General features: G+C 47.9%; 16 protein-coding genes. 12 read left to right on the top strand and 4 right to left on the bottom strand.

What is annotated here, in order from left to right; all coding sequences use genetic code 11:
• Positions 1-12 precede the first annotated feature (12 nt).
• Positions 13-912, bottom strand: a complete 900-nt coding sequence (locus tag ABEA14_RS14600) for a LysR family transcriptional regulator (protein WP_345340775.1) — start codon at positions 910-912, stop codon at positions 13-15.
• Between the two features lie 86 nt (positions 913-998).
• Here ABEA14_RS14600 and ABEA14_RS14605 point away from each other — a divergent pair, with 86 nt between their 5' ends.
• From ABEA14_RS14605 to ABEA14_RS14630, 6 genes are all read left to right on the top strand, one after another.
• Positions 999-2,063: an NADP-dependent oxidoreductase gene (locus tag ABEA14_RS14605; protein ID WP_345340776.1), complete on the top strand. Its 1,065-nt coding sequence runs from the start codon at positions 999-1,001 to the stop codon at positions 2,061-2,063.
• Positions 2,060-2,737: a hypothetical protein gene (locus ABEA14_RS14610; protein ID WP_345340777.1), complete on the top strand. Its 678-nt coding sequence runs from the start codon at positions 2,060-2,062 to the stop codon at positions 2,735-2,737. Before ABEA14_RS14605 ends, ABEA14_RS14610 begins: the two co-directional genes overlap by 4 nt.
• Before the next feature lie 254 nt (positions 2,738-2,991).
• On the top strand, positions 2,992-5,148 hold the full coding sequence (locus tag ABEA14_RS14615; RefSeq protein WP_345340778.1) for a M3 family metallopeptidase: 2,157 nt from the start codon (positions 2,992-2,994) through the stop codon (positions 5,146-5,148).
• A 191-nt stretch (positions 5,149-5,339) separates the two neighbouring features.
• On the top strand, positions 5,340-6,002 hold the full coding sequence (locus ABEA14_RS14620) for a hypothetical protein (protein WP_345340779.1): 663 nt from the start codon (positions 5,340-5,342) through the stop codon (positions 6,000-6,002).
• A 284-nt stretch (positions 6,003-6,286) separates the two neighbouring features.
• Positions 6,287-7,144 (top strand): helix-turn-helix domain-containing protein, encoded by an 858-nt coding sequence (locus ABEA14_RS14625; RefSeq protein WP_345340780.1) that lies wholly within the window; start codon positions 6,287-6,289, stop codon positions 7,142-7,144.
• A 103-nt stretch (positions 7,145-7,247) separates the two neighbouring features.
• The gene (locus ABEA14_RS14630; protein WP_345340781.1) at positions 7,248-8,033 is read left to right on the top strand and encodes a carboxylesterase family protein; all 786 of its coding nucleotides are present in this window, start codon (positions 7,248-7,250) and stop codon (positions 8,031-8,033) included.
• On the opposite strand, the gene ABEA14_RS14635 is transcribed toward ABEA14_RS14630, so the two are convergent.
• Positions 8,030-8,917, bottom strand: coding sequence for a LysR family transcriptional regulator (locus tag ABEA14_RS14635; protein WP_345340782.1), 888 nt, complete (start codon positions 8,915-8,917; stop codon positions 8,030-8,032). The two genes, ABEA14_RS14630 and ABEA14_RS14635, sit on opposite strands and share 4 nt — an antisense overlap.
• Positions 8,918-9,025: 108 nt before the next feature.
• On the opposite strand from ABEA14_RS14635, the gene metE reads away from it, so the two are divergent.
• Positions 9,026-11,323 carry a 5-methyltetrahydropteroyltriglutamate--homocysteine S-methyltransferase gene (metE, locus tag ABEA14_RS14640; RefSeq protein WP_345340783.1) on the top strand — a complete coding sequence of 766 codons (2,298 nt, stop codon included), beginning with the start codon at positions 9,026-9,028 and terminating at the stop codon, positions 11,321-11,323.
• Positions 11,324-11,467: 144 nt separating this feature from the next.
• Here the strand turns inward: metE and ABEA14_RS14645 are convergent, their stop codons facing one another.
• Positions 11,468-11,803 carry a hypothetical protein gene (locus ABEA14_RS14645; RefSeq protein ID WP_345340784.1) on the bottom strand — a complete coding sequence of 112 codons (336 nt, stop codon included), beginning with the start codon at positions 11,801-11,803 and terminating at the stop codon, positions 11,468-11,470.
• A gap of 281 nt (positions 11,804-12,084) precedes the next feature.
• On the opposite strand from ABEA14_RS14645, the gene ABEA14_RS14650 reads away from it, so the two are divergent.
• The 4 genes from ABEA14_RS14650 to ABEA14_RS14665 all read left to right on the top strand — a co-directional run bounded on the left by ABEA14_RS14650 (position 12,085) and on the right by ABEA14_RS14665 (position 16,146).
• Complete coding sequence (locus tag ABEA14_RS14650; RefSeq protein ID WP_345340785.1) at positions 12,085-14,283, top strand: TonB-dependent receptor plug domain-containing protein; 2,199 nt, start codon at positions 12,085-12,087, stop codon at positions 14,281-14,283.
• Complete coding sequence (locus ABEA14_RS14655) at positions 14,273-14,770, top strand: TlpA family protein disulfide reductase (RefSeq protein WP_345340786.1); 498 nt, start codon at positions 14,273-14,275, stop codon at positions 14,768-14,770. Before ABEA14_RS14650 ends, ABEA14_RS14655 begins: the two co-directional genes overlap by 11 nt.
• A 346-nt stretch (positions 14,771-15,116) precedes the next feature.
• Positions 15,117-15,767 carry a competence protein CoiA family protein gene (locus tag ABEA14_RS14660; RefSeq protein WP_345340787.1) on the top strand — a complete coding sequence of 217 codons (651 nt, stop codon included), beginning with the start codon at positions 15,117-15,119 and terminating at the stop codon, positions 15,765-15,767.
• Positions 15,768-15,858: 91 nt separating this feature from the next.
• Positions 15,859-16,146: a hypothetical protein gene (locus ABEA14_RS14665; protein WP_345340788.1), complete on the top strand. Its 288-nt coding sequence runs from the start codon at positions 15,859-15,861 to the stop codon at positions 16,144-16,146.
• Positions 16,147-16,225: 79 nt separating this feature from the next.
• On the opposite strand, the gene ABEA14_RS14670 is transcribed toward ABEA14_RS14665, so the two are convergent.
• A complete protein-coding gene (locus tag ABEA14_RS14670; RefSeq protein WP_345340789.1) occupies positions 16,226-17,407 on the bottom strand; it encodes an IS4 family transposase in 1,182 nt (393 codons plus the stop codon).
• A 129-nt stretch (positions 17,408-17,536) separates the two neighbouring features.
• Between ABEA14_RS14670 and ABEA14_RS14675 the strand changes: the two genes are divergently transcribed.
• Positions 17,537-19,684 (top strand): SEC-C metal-binding domain-containing protein, encoded by a 2,148-nt coding sequence (locus ABEA14_RS14675; protein ID WP_345340790.1) that lies wholly within the window; start codon positions 17,537-17,539, stop codon positions 19,682-19,684.
• The last annotated feature ends 125 nt before the right edge of the window (positions 19,685-19,809 follow it).

Genomic DNA, 19,809 nt, shown 5'->3' on the forward strand with positions numbered 1-19,809 from the left:
TCATAGTGTGACTTAACCCAGCTCTTCCACCAATTGCTTTACCCAAGGTGCTCCGCGCTTGTTGTAGATAAGGTATATCTGCTCTTCGCATTGATAGGGGCAGTCGGTCACTTCCACTCGCTGCAGCTGCCACTCTCGCAATAAAAAGTCTGGCAAATAAGCGATGGCCAAACCGCTTTTTACCAGCTGGCCAAGGATTACGTAGTCATCGATCTGCCAGCCTATCTCGCGAGGAAACGCCTGTTCATTCCAACCATCGCAGCCAATACCGCGCCGCTCGCCACAGAAGGGCGAAGTAACGGGAGTGGCAAATGGATGCTGCAATAGGGTTTCTGCTGTCACCTGTAAGTTGTTGGCTTTTATCTGTTTAGCCAGAGGGTGGCTTTTGCCGACCGCAACCTGCATGGTCATTTTTCCAAGGGGGTAGTGCTGCATATCAGCGCGCAGTTCGGGCAGCATTTTGTCTGTCACCAGTGCCAGCTCTACTTCACCTTGTTTGAGCTTGTGAAACGCTTCCTGCTCGAACAATGAACTGACCTCAAGCGATATCTGGTTTTTGTAGTCTGCTTCGAGATGCTGCAGACAGCGACTGATGGGCGAGAGCCATTTGTATTGCAGTAACACTGGAGCTGCCAGCCGGCATATGGTGTTTTGATTTGGAGACCCGATGGCCAACTTGGTAGAGGCCGCCAGGTTTATCAGTTCTACTGCTTTTGGCTGCAGATTGGCTCCCTGAGCATTGAGCACCAAGGATTTTCCAACACGGTCAAATAGCTGGGTATCAAGGGAGGTTTCCAACCGTTTTAACGACTTGGATAAGGCGCTGGGGGTAAGCTCCAATACTTCAGCGGCCCGCTGCAAACTGCCTTGTCGGGCTATCTCTACAAACTTCTCTAAATCTTGTATTTCCATATTGGAATTTAAAATTGGTTATTGGAAACGATTTGGACCGATATTTTCACTAGACTGGCGGCAAAGTTCAATAGGATGGCCTTTAAATGTCAGTCACTGATCAATCACAAACCACTTCGACCACGGCACTGAACAACCGCCGTTGGATCTATTCAACGCGACCGGCCGCTGAAGTGTCTGTAAATAACTACCGATTAGAAGAGCAAGCGCTGGATACCGAATTGGCAAATAACGAAGTACTGATTGCCAACCGCTACATCAGTGTCGATCCCTATATGCGGATCCAACAATCAGCTAAAAACAACTGGGAAGCACCGCATCCGCTGAATACCTTGCAGCAGGCTGGTGTCGTTGCACAGGTGGTCAGTAGTCGAAGTGAGCTGTTTCGTCCTGGCGATTGGGTGACGGCATATACAGGTTGGGAGCTGTTTTCCAAGGTGCATCAAAATGCATTGTTAAAGCTGGACCCTGCTATGGCGCCTGTCACAACCGCGCTGGGTGTATTGGGAATGCCAGGGCGTACCGCTTGGTTTGGTTTTAATGATGCAGGGAAACCTAAGCCGGGAGATACGGTGGTGGTATCGGGAGCTGCCGGAGCCGTGGGGTCACTAGTCGTGCAGTTTGCCAAATTGGCTGGCTGTCGCGTGATAGGGATCTGTGGCAGCAATGACAAATGCGACTGGCTGACAAAAGAACTAGGCGCCGATGCTGCGATTAACTATCGCGAACATTCAACCACGGATGCTTTGCAAAGTAAGTTGGCGGAATTTAGTGGCGTGGATATCTATTTTGACAATATTGGCGGATGGATTACTGACGCCGTTGTTCCATTGATTAATCGCCGCGCCCGTATCGTAATCTGTGGGCAAATGAGTCAATACAACGGTCAGCTTGACCAACCTGAGTTGGGACCTCGGTTGCTGCACCATATGCTTTATCAACGCGCGACGATACAAGGTATTTTGGCTCGCGATTTTAATCATCGAATGGACGAAATGGTTGGCCAAGTTGCTCCTTGGGTAGCTGATGGCAGCATCAAGTTCGAACAAACAGTGGTTGAAGGCTTTGAAAACCTGCCAGAGACACTGGCGGGGTTATTGAGCTCTCGCAATCGTGGCAAAGTCCTGGTCAAAGTGTCGGAGGCAGTATGAAGCGATTTTTGCTCGGGTTTATAGTGCTGCTGACATTCAACGCCAGTGCCCATACCCACGACCATAGTTATGGTGTGCATGGTATGGCATTGTTTCAGGTTGAGAACGATTGGTATGCCTATCATATGCCTCTGCATGGCGGTAAACATGCCCATCAAGTCTTGATGCGCGTGACCCTCACATCAGACAACCAAGCGGCTTTACCTCAATCATATTCAGCGGACTTGCTCTCCATCGCACCCGAGCCATTTTCATTGATGAAGCTGATGCATGGCGAGTTAAACGAATTTAACGCGACCCTGTTCAAAGGGCATTTTGAGCGCGGCGGCAAGGCAATTGATAATTCACTCAGGGTAAAGGTAGAGGCGCGTTTGCTTCTTACCGACCTGAATGCCACCCGCAATGGCGACTACTATCTGGTACCTCTCTCACAGGAGCGCCAACTGTTGGTTCACTGCATTGCGCCAGTTCCCAGCTTTGATCAGATCATTGTGGTGAATGACGTTGCCGAAAAGCTGCCCACGTTGGTTGTAGAGGGGAGAACCATGGTACGCCTTAAAAACTCTGAGCCGCTACTTGATGGGCAACCGCTACGAAAAGAAGCACCTCAACTGGATTGGCGCTTAATCTATTTGGAAACAGTGGACTTTAGTTCGCGCAAGCACGTGCATTAAGGCTTCACCTACGTGCTGCTTTCGTATTGGCTTGAAACGAATATTTACAGATTGTTACTAAATAACATTTTGGGGATTGATCTGTTTACTGGACCTCCACTGGCAAATATCGGTAGGCTGTGATGTTTTTTGACGATTGCCACCTGTCATTTGATGGCAATTGTTTGTTGTGTTGTAGAGCAAACAGCCCTTAGAGACTGGCTCTGACTACTGCGAGCAAAGCTCCAGAGTTCTAACTTAATAAGGATACTCCAGTGAGAACTAGACTATTGACCTTGGCAGCCGCTATTTCAGTAGCGACTGCGTGTAGCGAAGCGCCTGCACCCGCTGATACTGCTAAGACAGCGGAGCCGGTTGCAGCAGAAACCATGACCAAATCTACCAACCCTCTCTTCACTGCAAGCCCACTTCAGTATCAAGCGCCACAGTTTGACCTGATCAAAGATGAACATTACAAGCCTGCGCTGGAAGCGGGTATTGCTGAGCAGCTGAAAGAAGTCGCTGCTATTGCTAACAATCCCGACGCACCAACCTTTGAAAACACTTTGGTAGCGATGGAGAAAACAGGCGTGCTATTGAATCGTGCTGCGTCAGTTTTTTATAACCTCGCCGGCTCTAGCAGCAACGATACTATTCGCGCGATCCAGGGCGAGATGGCCCCTAAGATGGCTGCGCATAACGATGATATCTATCTGAATGCCAAGCTGTTTGCCCGTGTAGACGCGCTATACCAGAAAAAAGATGAGCTGGGTCTGGATGCTGAGTCCATGCGTTTGCTGGAAGTGTACTACCGTGATTTCGTATTGGCGGGCGCTAAATTGACCGCTGACGAGCAGGTTAAGATCCGTGCGCTGAACGAGGAAGAAGCATCATTGACTAACACTTTCCGTCAGCGTTTGATGGCACACCGTGACGAAACGGCTGTCGTTGTTGATAGCAAAGAAGAGCTGGCTGGCCTGAGCGAAGGTCAAATCGCTATCTTGAAAGCGGCTGCTGAAGAGAAAGGCCTCGAAGGCAAATATCTTATCTATATCACCAACACGACTCGTCAGCCTATCCTGGCCAATATGGATAACCGCGCGCTGCGTCAGCGTGTATGGGAAGCCTCTACAGAGCGTGGTGTCAGTGGCGAAAGCGAAACTCACTCTCTGGTACAGCGCCTGGTTGCACTGCGTGCCGAAAAAGCACAACTGCTGGGTTATGACACCTGGGCCGACTATCGTTTAGCGAAAGCGATGGCGAAAACGCCAGGTGCTGTTCGCGACATGTTCAGCTCTATGGTGCCTAAAGTGGTTGCCAACGTAGAGAAAGAAGCACAGGCCATCGAAGAGATGATCAAAGCGAGTGGCGGTGATTTCGAGCTGCAAGCTTGGGATTGGGCTTACTACGCCAATAAAGTACGTGCAGACAAGTACGCGCTGGATGAAAACGAAGTAAAAGCTTACTTCGAGTTCAATACCGTGCTGGAGAAAGGTGTGTTCTACACCATGAACCGTCTGTTTGGTGTGACCTTCAAGCCGCGTCCTGATCTACCGCTGTACCACCCGGATGTACTGCCTTACGAAGTATTTGATGCGGACGGTACCAGCATCGCAATCTTCTACGGTGACTACTTCGCGCGTGAAGGCAAGCGCGGTGGTGCATGGATGAGCTCATTCGTTAAACAGACTGGTTTGCTGGAGCAGAAGCCGGTGATTGTTAACGTCATGAACATCGAAAAAGCGCCAGAAGGACAGCCTACGCTGGTGAGCTATGACCACACCACAACCATCTTCCACGAGCTGGGTCACGGCCTGCACGGTATCTTCTCTGACGTGAAATACCCAAGCCTGTCGGGTACGTCAGTATCTCGTGACTTCGTAGAGTTCCCATCTACCTTCCAGGAAGATTGGGCATCGCATCCAGAAGTATTGGCTAACTACGCCATGCACTATAAGACTGGCGAGCCAATGCCTAAAGAGCTGCTGGACAAAGTACTGGCATCTCGTAGCTTCAACCAAGGCTTTGATACTTTAGAGTACATGTCAGCAGCATTGCTGGACATGGAGTGGCACTCTCTGCCAGCAGGTGAAAAAGTTGAAGATGTGAACAAGTTCGAAGCTGATGCGCTGAGCAAAAACGGCGTTAACATCAACTACGTACTGCCTCGCTATCGCTCAGGTTACTTCTCTCACGCCTTCCCTGGTGGCTACTCTGCCAGCTACTACGCGTATATGTGGAGTGAGATCCTGGCGGCTGATGCATTTGCCTACGTGCGTGATACCGGCAGCCTGACCCGTGAAAACGGCGACAAGTTCCGTAAGCACATCCTGTCTGTTGGTAACAGCATCGACCCAATGGAAACGTATAAAGCGTTCCGTGGTGAAGCGCCTAAGACAACTGCGCTGTTGGAGCGTCGAGGCCTGCTGTAAGCACTTGCAGGTTTAAGTTAGAAAAGCCGACATTAGTGTCGGCTTTTTTATTGCTCAAAATTGCTGAAATAGTAACTGATACCAGTGAAACCATTCGAAATTAAGGCGCTGATTAGCGAGCTTTTGTCTCTGAGTTACAACTAACCTTACAAGTTGTATGGATATTTTTCTAGCCAATTCATGGAGGAGTTATGACTCAGCTCTTTAAATTTCTTTTGGTCATTTTTATTAGTTCCCTTTTTCTTGCTCCAGCCTCTGCCAGGCTTATTGAATTTGATCTATCTGGAAGCGAACGCCGGGTAGATGGCGATGGCGAAGAACTTCCAACAAGAAGGGTCGAAGGTAACCTGTACTACGATATTGAACTTGGGCAAATGGTAGCGGGGGTGCTCAATATCTCGGGGCATCGATTTGTTTATGATGAAGCGAGTGGCGTCGGCGCCTCATACCTTATTGGTAACGCATGGGACTATGGGATGTGGATTGATTTTGAGGTTACTTTCAGATCAACATCAGAGCCGGGCAGCTCCGTATTTTGGGATAGAAATCAGTATGAGTTCTGGGTACCAGATGAATTTATTCCCTGTAACATTGACTCGCGGATACCATGTGGTAACCCGCATATGGAAGAGCGTATTTGGGACTATCTTGTTGAAAGAGAATCTCTCCCAGATGCATACCCCGTGTATCAGGACTCCTATTACGCCAATGGAGACAGAGGAACTATGTGGGTGATTCCCGATGCTTATAGGTACATTGATGAAGTGCCTGACTTTAAGGTGCCAGAGCCACTTCCTGCTCTGCTTATGCTGTTGATGTTGACGACATTAACGAGGTTAAGAGTTCGCCGCTAAACCTTTTAATTGCTCCTGTAAGCCGACATTCCTGTCTGCTTACAGGATGTACGGCCGAAAACTTCTCAATGCATTCAAGGCATTTTTTGCATCTCCGCCATTCATAGCAGTCGTATGCGGCACCCAAAGTACTTCGTGGCGCATGCCACCCTTCAGTTACAGCTTGATCCATGTTATTGCGCGGGTTTGTCGCAGTCGTTAGATTCTTTATATCCTTTGGTTCAAAGACTTACTTTCGAGTAAAGCTATCAATGAATACAACGAGTAGGTAAGTAGGTAAGTAGGTGAGTAGGGAAGTGATCCGGCGCAGTCTGGCAGATAAGGTAATGGCAAGTGTGGCGTATATCGAGCGTCACCTGGCTGAACCGATCAGTTTGGCGGATATCGCTAATGCCGGTAATCTCTCACCACGACATTTGCAACGCAGCTTTCATCAACTCACCGGTGACAGGATCGTCCATTACACCCGCCGTCGGCGCCTCACTGAATCCACTCGTCTATTCCACCACTATGACCGACTGATTGATGTCGCTCTCGCCGCTGGTTTCGACAGCCCGGAAGTTTATAGCCGCGCGTTTAAGCAGGTATATGGCCAAACACCCAGGCAGTTTCGTCACAGTGCTGGCGAGCTGCATCCTTTGCATGGCATGTCGCTAACCGAAAGGCGGCTCGACTTGTTGCAAGGCGCTGCGTTTCGCTCCCCGAAGATTATGCACTTTCCATTTATTGGTTTTCAGGGGCCGGGCCTGCAAGTGCCAGAGTTTGGTTTGCAGATCGACTTAACGCCGCAGGTGCTGGCTGATTATCGTCGTCAACACGGCTTTGGCATGCACCCGGAATTTGCCTGGGAAGCCTATTGCATGGGCCCACAAATGGAAGGCGGCGTGGTGAACTATTTTTGTGGCAAGCCGGACTTTACAGGCAATGCCCCAGCCCAAGCCCAAGGACTAGGACAGCGTTACCATAACCAATGGTTTGCCAGGTTCACGCTCGGGGTAGACTTTTCAGACCTGTTCGATGTCATCAACCTTCTGCACACCAACTGGCTGGCGCATTCGCATCACCATATTGGTTTAGGCCCCGCACTGCTCAGATATACGGAGCACGAATTGTATTACTACATGTCGATAAACGGACCTTAACCTCAGCGAGCTGCAAACCGGAATTTTTGGCGCAAATGGTCAAGAATGCTCAGGACGCTCTGGTTACCTTTAATCCCATCAAGTGATTCAAGGAGATAACACTATGATGGGATATAAACTGAGCCTGTTTTTGGTTGCCATGATGGTATCGACATGGGGGAGTGCCGAGATGCTAAAAGAAGAGATCCACCTGTCTGAAACAGAGCGTTACTTGGCCTATCTGCCACAGGGCTACAAGAGTGACACTAATAGACAATGGCCAGTGATGTTGTTCCTGCATGGCAGCGGCGAGCGGGGCACCAGTCTGCGTCGAGTCACCATGTTGGGGCTGCCTGCTGAGATCGAACGAGGCAAAGAGCTACCCTTTATTGTTATCGCACCGCAGTTAGATTTTCGTACTGCAGAGCATTGGCATAATCCGACCCTGGATAAGATCCTTCAAGATGCCGAAAAGCGTTTTAGAACAGACCCTAAGCGACGCTATATCACAGGCATGAGCATGGGCGGTTTTGGCACTATTGCCATGACCCAACAATACCCAGAGCGCTTTGCTGCGGCTTTGGCCATTGCAGGCAGTAATATCTTTGATTTTGTTGATGAGTCTATGGCAGGGCCTATCTGTCGTCCCGCACAGGTGCCGACTTGGTTGGTGCATGGCACGGAAGATGGCATTGTTAGCTACGATTCGACCAAACGCTATTTTGAAAAGCGCCAAGCCTGCCAGCCCAGAGCTGAAGTTAAGCTGGAAGCACTACCTGTCAGCCACGACGCCTGGAGCGCGACGTACCAAAAAGACGACTTCTGGCAATGGCTACTGAAGTACCAACTTGCTGAAGTGACCGACAAAGCTGATCTGAAAAACTCGAAAGAACCGAAAGATACCGTCTAACGAGTTGTACTCTCTGCCAACTCGATAAAGGCAGCCAAGTGGGCGAGGGCAGACTCTTCCTGTCGGTAGCCCACATAGATCTGCTTCTGCAGTCCGGTTTCGCCAAGCCTGACTGCCGAAATAGGCAGCCCCATCGCCGCTTCATCAATCAACCAGTCTGGTAGTGCGGTCACCGCGCGACCGCTTGCCACCATATGCAACATGATTTCGGTGGTTTCTACTGTTTTGTGCTGTTTTGGTAATCGATTGGCTGGCTGCAGGAAGCCATTAAAAATATCCAGTCTGTCTTTGCTCACGGGGTAGGTAAGCAGGGTTTCATCGATGAGTTGTTCTGGTTTTACAAATGCTTGTTCAGCTAGCGGATGGTCTTTATGTACCACCAATACCTGCTCATAGCTGAATACCGGGGTGAACTGGATCCCTTCGCGAAGTATCGGATCCGGTGTGATCAACATATCTATGTCATGCGCAAACAGCGCGCCCAGTCCACCAAACTGAAACTCCTGTTTTACGTCGATATCGACATCAGGCCACGCCTTCATATAAGGGGAAACCACTTTTAACAGCCAGCGGTGACAGGGGTGGCACTCCATGCCTATTCGCAAGCTGCCACGGGTACCTTCGGCAAACTGTTTCAGTTTCTGTTCAGCCATTTCGAACTGTGGCAGCAGCCGGTTTGCCAGTGACAACAGGTAACGGCCTGATTCCGTTAAGCGCAGTCCCCGCCCATGTTTTTGCCAAACCGATACACCTGCTTGTTGCTCCAGCTTTTTAATTGAGTGAGTCAGTGCCGACTGAGTCAGATACAAACTATCGGCAGCATCCGTCAGGGTTCCGCATTGGTCTATGGCGCGGAGAATGGTTAGGTGATGACGTTCCAGCATGGTCAATGATTAATATTGTTCATCATTTGATAATAAATAATCAATATATCTCACCAATACAAGTGGCTAGCATCGATTTCACAAAACTAATTTGCCGGGAGAGAGCTAATGACCACCATACATAATCTGGGATTCCCAAGGATCGGCTGCCGCCGAGAACTGAAATTTACGCTGGAGTCTTACTGGCGTGGCGAGAGCAGTGAGAACGAGCTACAGGCCGTTGCCAGCCACCTGCGTAAACAGAACTGGCAGCAGCAGAGCAAGCTGAACTTTGTGCCTGTCGGAGACTTTTCTCTCTATGACCAAGTGCTGGATATGACCGCCATTCTGGGGCATTTGCCTGCACGCTGTGGCGACAGTTCAGAGCCCGCACTGACGCGTTACTTTCGGGCAGCAAGAGGGCAGGCGCCAGGCGATAGCACAAGCAAACAGAACTTTGCCGGTGAGATGACCAAATGGTTTGATACCAACTACCACTACATAGTGCCGGAGTTGACTGCAGATACCCAGTTCGCGTTAAACCCGGATTCACTCCTGGCTCAGGTGCAAGAAGCGCAGGCAGCGGGCTATAAAGCCAAACCCGTGCTGATAGGCCCAGTGACCTATCTATGGTTGAGTGAAACCAAAGATGACAGCGATAAGCTGGCACATCTGCCCGCACTATTGGCACAGTATCAACAGCTGCTGGAGCTGCTGCATGACGCTGGGGTTAGCTGGGTACAGATAGACGAGCCAATTTTAGTCACCGAGCTGGAACCAGAATGGCAACAGGCACTTCAGACCGCTTATCAGACCCTAAGCAAAAATATGCCAAACCTGTTGTTGGCGACTTACTTTGGCAGCTTGAAGGACAATTGTGATCTGGTTGCAGGCCTGCCCGTGGCGGGTGTCCATATCGATGCCATTAACGGCAAGCAGGATGTGCTTACACTGGCAGAAAAGCTCTCGCCAGAGCAGGTGCTCTCGGTCGGGATTATCAATGGCAGAAATATCTGGAAGACGGATCTCAACCAAGCGCTAGCTTTTCTTAAGCCACTGCACCAGCAGCTAGGCGCTCGACTATGGTTGGCGCCGTCGTGCTCCTTGCTTCATGTGCCAGTGGACCTCAGTTTAGAGACCGAGCTGCCGGATACGATAAAAAACTGGCTGGCGTTTGCTTACCAGAAGCTGGACGAGCTAACAGCCCTGGCTGCTGCATTAGAGGGTGAGGCGTGGGCGAGCAAAGTGCTGGCTCAAAATGCCTTAGCCATTGCCAGCCGTCAGCAGTCTGAACTAGTCAATGATCCAGATGTTGCCAAGCGCACCGCGGCTATCTCGCCTGAACTGTATCAACGCAAGTCCGAATTTAAGCAGCGTATTGCGATCCAACAGGCTGAACTTAAATTGCCGCTGTTTCCAACAACGACCATTGGTTCGTTTCCACAAACGCCAGACGTCAGGCAAGCGCGTCGCCAGTACAAGGCTGGCGAACTCAGTGCAGCAGGTTATCAGCAGCGAATGAAGTTGGAGATCGCTGATTGTATTTCAGCACAGGAAAAACTGGGGTTGGATGTGCTGGTGCACGGTGAAGCAGAGCGCAACGACATGGTTGAGTACTTTGGTGAGCAGTTATCGGGCTTTCTGTTCTCAAAGTTTGGCTGGGTACAATCTTACGGTTCCCGCTGTGTAAAACCGCCAATTATCTATGGTGATGTTTCCTGGCAGGGGCCTATGACCGTGGCTTGGAGTCAGTATGCGGCATCACTTACCACTAAGCCCATGAAAGGCATGTTGACCGGCCCCGTCACCATTCTGAACTGGTCGTTCGTGCGTGATGATCAGCCAAGGTCGTCAACCTGTCAGCAGATCGCGCTGGCGGTACGAGATGAGGTGCTTGCACTTGAGAAGGCCGGCATCAATATCATTCAGATTGACGAAGCGGCACTGCGCGAAGGTCTACCGCTGCGTCGCAGCGAATGGCAAACCTATCTGGATTGGGCTGTGTCATCGTTCCGGCTGAGTGCGAACGGTGTGGCGGACCGCACTCAGATCCATACTCATATGTGCTATTCCGACTTCAATGAGATCCTGGAAGGGATCGCATCCATGGATGCAGATGTCATTACCATTGAAACCTCACGGTCAGATCTGGCGCTGTTATCTGCGTTTGAGAGATTCAGTTATCCCAATCAGATCGGTCCGGGGGTCTATGACATCCATTCGCCTAATGTCCCTTCTGTTAAACAGATGGTGAATTTGTTGGAGAAAGCTTCAGCGAAACTGTCAGTGGAGCAACTTTGGGTGAATCCTGATTGTGGTCTGAAAACGCGCCGCTGGGATGAGGTGATCCCAGCGCTGGAGAATATGGTGGAAGCCGCCAATGTGCTGAGAGATACATATAGGCCATCTACAGCCAAGATTGCTTGATGTCATCTGAAGTCATGGCCTGCAGCAACTGAGGCTTGCGGGCCATACACTTGTTATGTCGCTCTGACTCCGATGAGAGCGGGGCAGCTCATACAAAGAATCTGTTTGAGAAGCCACTAGTAGAATCCATTTATAGAAAGCGGCTCAGTGATACTGGTGGAGAAAACGGCCATCAACGAGCAGCTTCATCATCTGTTCTTTTACAAAGGCTTGTTGCACGTCGGTCATGGCGAGCTGCTTTAATGCGTTCAGCGGTTTAAAGGCGTACTGCAAACAGATGAGTCGGATGGTGTCATCTATCGCGACGTTAGATACCGCATTGCACAGTTGCTCAAAACGTTCTAGATGAACAAACCACATAAGTTGTTCTGGTTCACCGGGATAGAGGTGATTGTCGGTAAGCCAATCTTCTAACGAATGAGCTAATTCATAGTCATCCTGCTCTGCGAGTACATCTGAAAGTGCGCGCATTCCAAACATGGGATATGCCTCCTATAGATATGTTGATAATAATAATCATTATTAATTGAGCGTTAAGAGTCAAACCCAAACTCAAAGCCATACAAAGAGAGTTTGATGTCGCGCAAAAACAGCCTGAGATTGTTCTGACGTACCGCAGATGTTTATAAAGCAGGGGTAAATTGATCCAGAACAAGTAATGTTAAATAAGATACAAATGCAAACCATTATCATTTACATGTGGTTAACTATTTGAGAGCATGATCACAACAGTTTCAGAATTCGTTGTGAAAAGGACTCCCATGCCGTCGCTTAATTCCCTTAAAAAACCGCGTATTTCACTACTCGCGCTATTTGTTTCCGCTGCGCTTTCACCACAGGCCTTTGCAGACGATACTGCCGCTATTGCTGCTGAAGAGGATGTTGAGAAAATTGAAGTCAAAGGCGTTCGTACCCGTCTGGCGACAGGTGGGCGTGTCGCCGACATGATCGAAAAAACTGAGCTGCTGACTGCTCAGGACCTGTTTGATGTCCAGGCGGGTAACCTAGCTGAAGCCATTGATACCGCCCCCGGCGTGCGGGTAAACAACGAGTGCTCCATGTGTGGCATGAAGCGTGTGATGATCAACGGCCTGAAAGGTGAGCACACCACCATTCTGGTTGATGGCATTCCAATGCACTCGGTGGTATCCAGTTTTTATGGCATGGATGCTATTGCCACTTCGGGTGTTGAAAGCATCGAGATCGCCCGTGGTAGCGGTGCCTCATTGATCGCTCCCGGTGCGGTCGGCGGAACCATCAATATTGTTACCAAGCGTCCCTACGAAAACAGTGTGGTCGGTGATTTTGCCAGTGGTTCCAACGGATACAAAAAACTGGATGTCAGTGCCACAGGTGTAAATGAGAAGGGTGACTTAGGCATCCTGGTCACAGCCCAGCAGATGGAGCAGGACCGGATTGATGCCGACGGGAATGGCGTCAGTGAAAGCGCCGCTTTGGATAACAGCGCAGCCAGCATGAAGTTGGTTTGGGATGCCACCGATAACGACAACATTGAAGTGCGTTATGCCCGCTTCCGTTCAGATATCTTTGGCGGCCCGATGGGCGTTAGTCGCAGTCAGGCGATCGCTTCAGAAGCTGAAGGCGGCACCGATCCCGGTCAGTTCTTTGAAAATGGTGATGTGCGCCAGCAATACCAAGGCAAGCCCTGGGAAGTCACCGAAGCGATCGATACCACACGTGATGAATACTCCGCGCGCTGGATCCATGAGATCAATAGCGACTGGCACTTCACCGGGACCGGCTCATACGTGCAACATGGCCAGGATTCCTACTACGAAGGCTTTGACTACGTTAACGAAGACGACGTTTATTACGGCGACCTGCGCCTGAACTGGATCGCCAATGACGATCATCTGTTGACCTTTGGTGTGGACTACCTGAACGAAGAGATGCGCTCAGATTCTGATGCGTTACGAGAGCTGCAGCAGGAAGATCCTGGTCTCTATGGTGATAGTTTCGACCACGAAATGATCGGCCTGTACGTCCAAGACAACTGGGCGGTAGCTGACAACATAGAGCTGCAACTCGCGGTGCGCTTGGATCAGGTAACAGCTGACTTTATTGAACATAAAGATGTGGGCGATGAGATCGATGAAACCATGATCAGCCCTCGTGCTCACTTGCGTTGGGATCACAGTGACGAGTGGGTGTCTCGCTTCTCAGCCGGTCGTGGCTTCCGCGCACCACTGACCTTTTTCGAATCTGACCACGGTATTCTGGAAGATGGTTTTGCCATCGACGTTGATCACCTGGAAGAATCCACCTCTGTTGGCTATGCCATCAGTTACCAGGGCGAACAGCTCGACAGCACCCTGAGCCTGGCGTACACCGAAGTAGATAACCTGGCTCACATCGATGCCGACAACTTTGAGCGTCCAACACTAGTAAACTCCGATGAAACCATCGACGTCAGCACCGCTGACCTGATGTGGGGTTATCAAGTCAATGAATACATTCGCTTGGACGGTGGTTTTGAATTCTTCTTCTACAGCGACGAGTACAAAGAAACCTTCTCAGTGGTTCCCGTTGAAGAGCGCGTAACTCTGGGGCTGGATATCGATTATGACGGCTGGGACATCGTACTGTCAGCAACCTGGATCGGTGAACGCGACCTTTCTGAGTACGGTTACGGCGACCGTTACAACACCTTCTTTGACCTCAATGGCGACAACATGGTTGACCCTGGCGAGTTGCAGGATCCTAAAGATACCGATGCTGATGACTACGTGACGGTCGATCTGAAGGTCTCTTATGAGATCAGTGAAAACGTGTTGGCGTATGTAGGTGCCAAAAACCTGTTCGACTACACCCAGGCCGAAGATATGGACTCACCACTGTACTGGGAAGATGCTGACGGCGAACCTGCGTTCGACGTAGCACATATCTATGGTCCTCTGGCAGGCCGAACTGCCTATGCGGGGGTCAAAGTTGAGTTCTAAAACCTTGATGGTGACAAAACTGAGCTCTTTGCGATATGCCCTTGTGCTGCTGGTTGGGCTTTTAGCCGCCAGCAGCGCTAGGGCGTCTGACGGCCTGTACGGCCTCTCGTTTGAGGCTTTGTCCGGCGAAGCGAATGTTGCACTTGCTGATTACAAAGGCAAACCCTTTGCCATGCTGGTGTTTGAAGACGAGTGCAAATGGTGTCTTAAGCAGATGCGCACCTTTAACACCTTGGTAGAGCAGGGCAAGGTCAAAGATGTGGTGGCAGTAGGGAAGGGCGATAAACATAGCCTAAAACGCTGGGCGCGCCGCGCCTCGCCAACCTATCCGCTGGCACAGATTAACCGCGAACTGCTGCAAGCGTTGGATGGTGTGAAAACGACACCGATAACCCTGTTAGTCGATGCCAACGGTCAGGTATCGCAAGTGGTACGTGGCTATCTGCCAGAACAGGAAATGGCTGAACGGCTGGCGAAAATCAACTGAAACAAGATCCCCTCTCCTAGGGGGAGGGGTCTTTCTTTACAAACATCAAAACACTCATTTCTCGGTTCTATAGGGAAACAAATTTCTCTCTTTTTCCAACCTTATTGTTTGTAACCAACGGAATTTATTGAATATTAATGAATTGTTTCGTTGCATGTTAGGTCCCTTGAGAACCCAATTTTTCTTTTTGTATTTCAGACAAGAGCAACTCAAACGAGAGTGTGTGATGTAACACATTGATAATAGGAAACTTAGCACGATATAGTGGAGGAATTATCAAAGGCTGGATGCTAATGTTTAGGCAGAATTCAGCCTAATACACTGTGAGGGGTAGGAGACCCTGCAAATGAATGTATATGCTTACGATCCAAATGATCCGACAAAAAAACCAATACATATTGATGATTGGGTAGTTGAATACGGCCCAAATACTGATGGTTGCTGTCGCATATGCGATACAGAAGTTTATGTTAAGGGCGATAAGTCACAAAAACAGACGCACTTTGCGCACTACAGAGATTCTGGCTGTCCAACTGTAGTAGAGAACCATAAGCCATATGATCGCTTTAAGAATCTTCCGAGAGATCCTGCCCTAGCAGAATCAGCAAAAGAATGGGCCTTTCAAAATATTGAAAGCATATACGAAAAACTAAAGAAGTTCGTCAAAGCTCTCACGTGGCTAGAGTTGCACGGTTTACTTGAAACAGCCCGACGTGAAGATATTTGGTCGCTAAAAGGTATGCCACATGATTACATTCCTTATGTTTTATTAACCTGCACGACGAAATTCGAAGCAAATAAGAAGTTTGGCAGAGCAAAATCCTGCTTTTTTGTTCTTGAGCCATCCCCAGAGAGTGGTGAATTTTGGAATTCTGAAGGACTACAAAAGCAGTATATCTGGGAAGTAACACTTCCAAGTAAAGATGTAGTCCACCATGAGATTAAGCTTGAAACACCAGAACCATGGTATATGAAGAGAGTTCATGAACTATTATAGTCCCCCTAACAAGGCCTGCCAGCAACGCCCCAACAAGTTGGGGCTGGACCTCGTTTCACTCGGCCGCTGCTGGCGGCGTTAGGCATCACTCATGCGTTTATCAAAGAAACCATTGAAAGCATACGAATGTTGGATTAATCAGTATTCTTGGTTAAGCCATCACCCTTTAGACAAAAAGCGTTTTTTTGAATTTGTGGATACATATATTCGTTATGGTCGCAGGCATGTATCAGGTGAAGAGCTTCGAGACGATATAGTGTGTAAATATGCATCATACGGTGATCAACAGGAACTCATTGAAGAATCTGCATACTACGGTCAACTCTTCGATGATTTGGTTAGCTTTGCTAAAGCAACGGGTAGGTTACGTAATGCCTAACAAGTCAAAGCAGCAAGCGGTGGACTTCGGCCGCCGGACTCGCTGCGCTTGCCTCTTTTTGCGGCGCTGGAGGATCCCCTCATAAATCCTCCAGTCCGGCAGAGTGAACCAAGCGCGTAAATTCAAGAATTGCCCAGCGTATGCGCTGCTCTGTGATGACAAAGTCTGGTCGTCGCCGAACCTCTTTCCCTAGTCTTACTTCAGATAGCATCGCTCTGGTTTTTATCGTGTTGGCCTGGAAGTGCCGCTGCCAACCTATTTGCTGGGCCACCAACCCTAACCACCATAAGGTCATTTCAGCAAGCATGGCGATTAACAGGAGCACATTGTAACGTCGTGGGCAGTGCGAACGGCTATGCCTGAGACCAAAGCCGTATTGCGGACTTTTTAGGCCGCGGAAGGTTTCCTCTATCTGCATCCGTTTAGCGTATAGCTGGGTAACCTGAACAGCATTAAACAGTTTCGGTGGTAAGTTAGTGGCTAGCACCCAAGGCTCTTTGGCTGAGCGATGATATAGCTTCTTTGCCGAGTGATTGGTGCCAGAGCGCCGAGAGCGCTTGTCTTTGGATTTGAACAGATATAAATGGCAGGACATCGGCTTCTTACGGGCTATCTGTACGGCACCGATATAGCGTGCTTTGCTGCACGCCGAGTCATACAGGGCTTTGGTTAGTACCCATTGCTTATTAAGCTGATAACACACCTCGCCGCGTAATCGACCTAGCCAATACCAGCCATAAGACGCGACCTCTCTAAACCAGGTGTTACGGTACCCCGCGTCAGTGACAACCAATGGTATACAACCTTCGGGCAGAACACGCGAAAGCTCTTTTAGGAACAGATTATGGCTGCGGGGCGAGTTGTAATCCTTAAACTCAAATGTGCGCTCATAGAGTGTTATTGAACGCCCCTTTATTGCCACTGACGCTCGCAAAGTCATCATCCGAAGCTGTTCACGAACGTCTGCCCAATCGACCAATACCACGGGCATGGGATTAGCTCCACACAACTGTTTGGCATGCCACTGATATAACGCCAAACGCTCATTATTGAGATGGCGATTACCCAATAACCGGTCCATACGCTTGATATTGTGCTTGGGCGCTACACGTCCATCAATATGCCGCCCCAACTCCGTCAATGACAAGCTGTCACCATGAAGCAAGGACTGTGTTGCAACCATCAGTGAACTAAGGCGTTTTTTGTGAATAGATGGGCACTGCTGTTCGAGCATTTGCTGTAGTATTTGAATTTCGCGCATCCCAACTGCCTCCGTGCAGGGTTGATAGGATTTGTTTTTGGCGAAATTAATTAGATCAAACCACGGGATGCGCGTCTACTTTTCGTGGGTAGGACCAGCTCTTAATCAAATATCGAGTGTGTCATTAAAATGGAAGAAGTAATGCGTAGTGAAAGTGAAGTGTTTTCAGAACTTGAGCAAATATGCACCTCACAAGGATATATACATGCTATTGCTTATTTTTGTTTTCGTGATAATACGTTAGGGTATAGCGATGAGCCTAGTCCTGACGATCTTTTAGAACAATATTCAACAGAGAAACTAATTAGGTCGGAAATTTCTACACTCATCGGGTTAATGACAAAAGAAGAAATAGACTTCACATTACCGAGTCCAAAAGCTCTAAATGATTATATAGAAAAGACCGAAGCTCTATTAAAAGAAATCCATCAATGTCTAATGGCACCAATGATGGATTCATTCAAACCTGAAAACCTGAAAGATAAAAACTTTAATCCATTTACAGCAGGTGATGCCCTGAGAGAACCCATTTTCTATGGAGGGGAGTCAGCTTATAATTTTCAATATCGTGATTTCTCAAGAGAAAAATATAAAAATGATAATGATTGGTTTGAACAAAACAAAGGGTACTCTGTATCTGAAGCGATAAATGTAATAGAAAGCATCCATCAATTTCAGTGTGAGAAATTACCAATCATACTACAAGGAATGAGAGAAAAATCACCTGATGAATGGACAATACTACCAGGGTTTGAATTTACTATTGAAGAAATAAAGGTATTTTCAGACCTTGATGAAAATTTGATTAAAAAGGTAATAGATTCTTTCAAGCTTCTTGAAACCCATGACAAGTCAAAATTTTTATCGCTAAGTGATTTTAATATTTCTAATGCTTATCCGATTATTCAGTCAGGTGACAGCTATTACCTATTACAACATTACACACTATTAGAGGCACTTTACGAGACCCCATTCTTCTGGTTCATGGAAGATACAGAGTATAAAAATACCGGAATGGAAAATCGTGGATTCTTCACAGAAGAGTTCTCTGCAAAGAGATTGGAGTCTGTTTTTGGAAAGACTCGTGTTTACACAAATATAGATATTTTTGATAAAAAAGGCGATAAGGCTTCAGAAATTGATGTTCTTGTAGTCTTTGCTGATAGAGCTATTGTATTACAAGCTAAATCAAAAAAATTAACAATAGCGGCAAGGAAAGGTAATGATAAATGCATCAAGGATGACTTTAAAAAAGGAGTTCAAGATGCTTACGATCAAGGCCTTTCATGTTCTGAACTATTGCAAGATGAAAGTTATCGCCTTATAAATCAGAGCGGTGAGGATATTAAAGTATCGCGGGTTTATAAGGAAATATATATTCTATGCGTGGTATCAGATCACTACCCAGCTCTAAGTTTTCAATCCAGACAATTTCTGAAATATAAAACAACAGATATTATACAAGCACCATTCATAATGGATGTATTTCTGCTCGATGTGATAGCAGAGTTCTTAGAAAGTCCATTATATTTTCTGAGCTATATAAACAGAAGAACATTATATTCTGAAAAATTACATGCAAACCAAGAGCTAGCGATACTGTCTTATCATCTAAAGCAAAACCTATGGATCGAAGGTGAACACTCATTTGTACAATTAAGCGATGACATATCAGTAGATTTAGACTTGGCAATAATGAGTCGAAGAGAAAACTTATCAAGCAATAAGACTCCTGATGGCATACTCACCAAAAATAAAGATAAGTTGCTCGGTAAGGTTATAGCGTCAATAGAACACCAAGAAAACCCTGTTGCAGTACAGCTCGGGTTTATGATTTTATTCATGAGTGGAGACACTATTGATCAAATCAGTGATGGTATAGATTATCTTCAGAAAAAAGCCAAGTCTGATGGTAAGCATCATGATCTAACAGTTTCATTCAAAGAAGGTAGTACTGGACTTACAATTCATCTAAACAATCAGTCAGATGAAATTTCAGGTAAGAGACTACAATCACACTGCGAAACAAGAAAGTACACAGAAAAAGCAGAAAGCTGGCTTGGCTTATGTTTAAACCCAACAACTCTTGAAATAAAGTTAGCGACACTGCTTGAGTACGATTGGAAAAGGTGTGCAAAAATGGATGAGCATGTAAAATCTCTTCCAAAGCCACAAAGAAAAATCAACCCAAAAACCATAGTTAAAGGTCGTAAAATCGGGCGTAATGAAAAGTGTCCTTGCGGCAGTGGAAAGAAGTACAAAAAATGCTGCCTTTGAAGCATTTGCAAAACGAGCCTAACAAGAAAATCCAGGTGAACATTGTAGTTGATCCGATTCAGTAGACACCAAAGTCAAACAAGACGGAGGTGTTTATGCCAGCCTATAAGAACGCAAAGAAGACG

The organism is Corallincola platygyrae (assembly GCF_039544265.1).
Taxonomy (GTDB): domain Bacteria; phylum Pseudomonadota; class Gammaproteobacteria; order Enterobacterales; family Neiellaceae; genus Corallincola; species Corallincola platygyrae.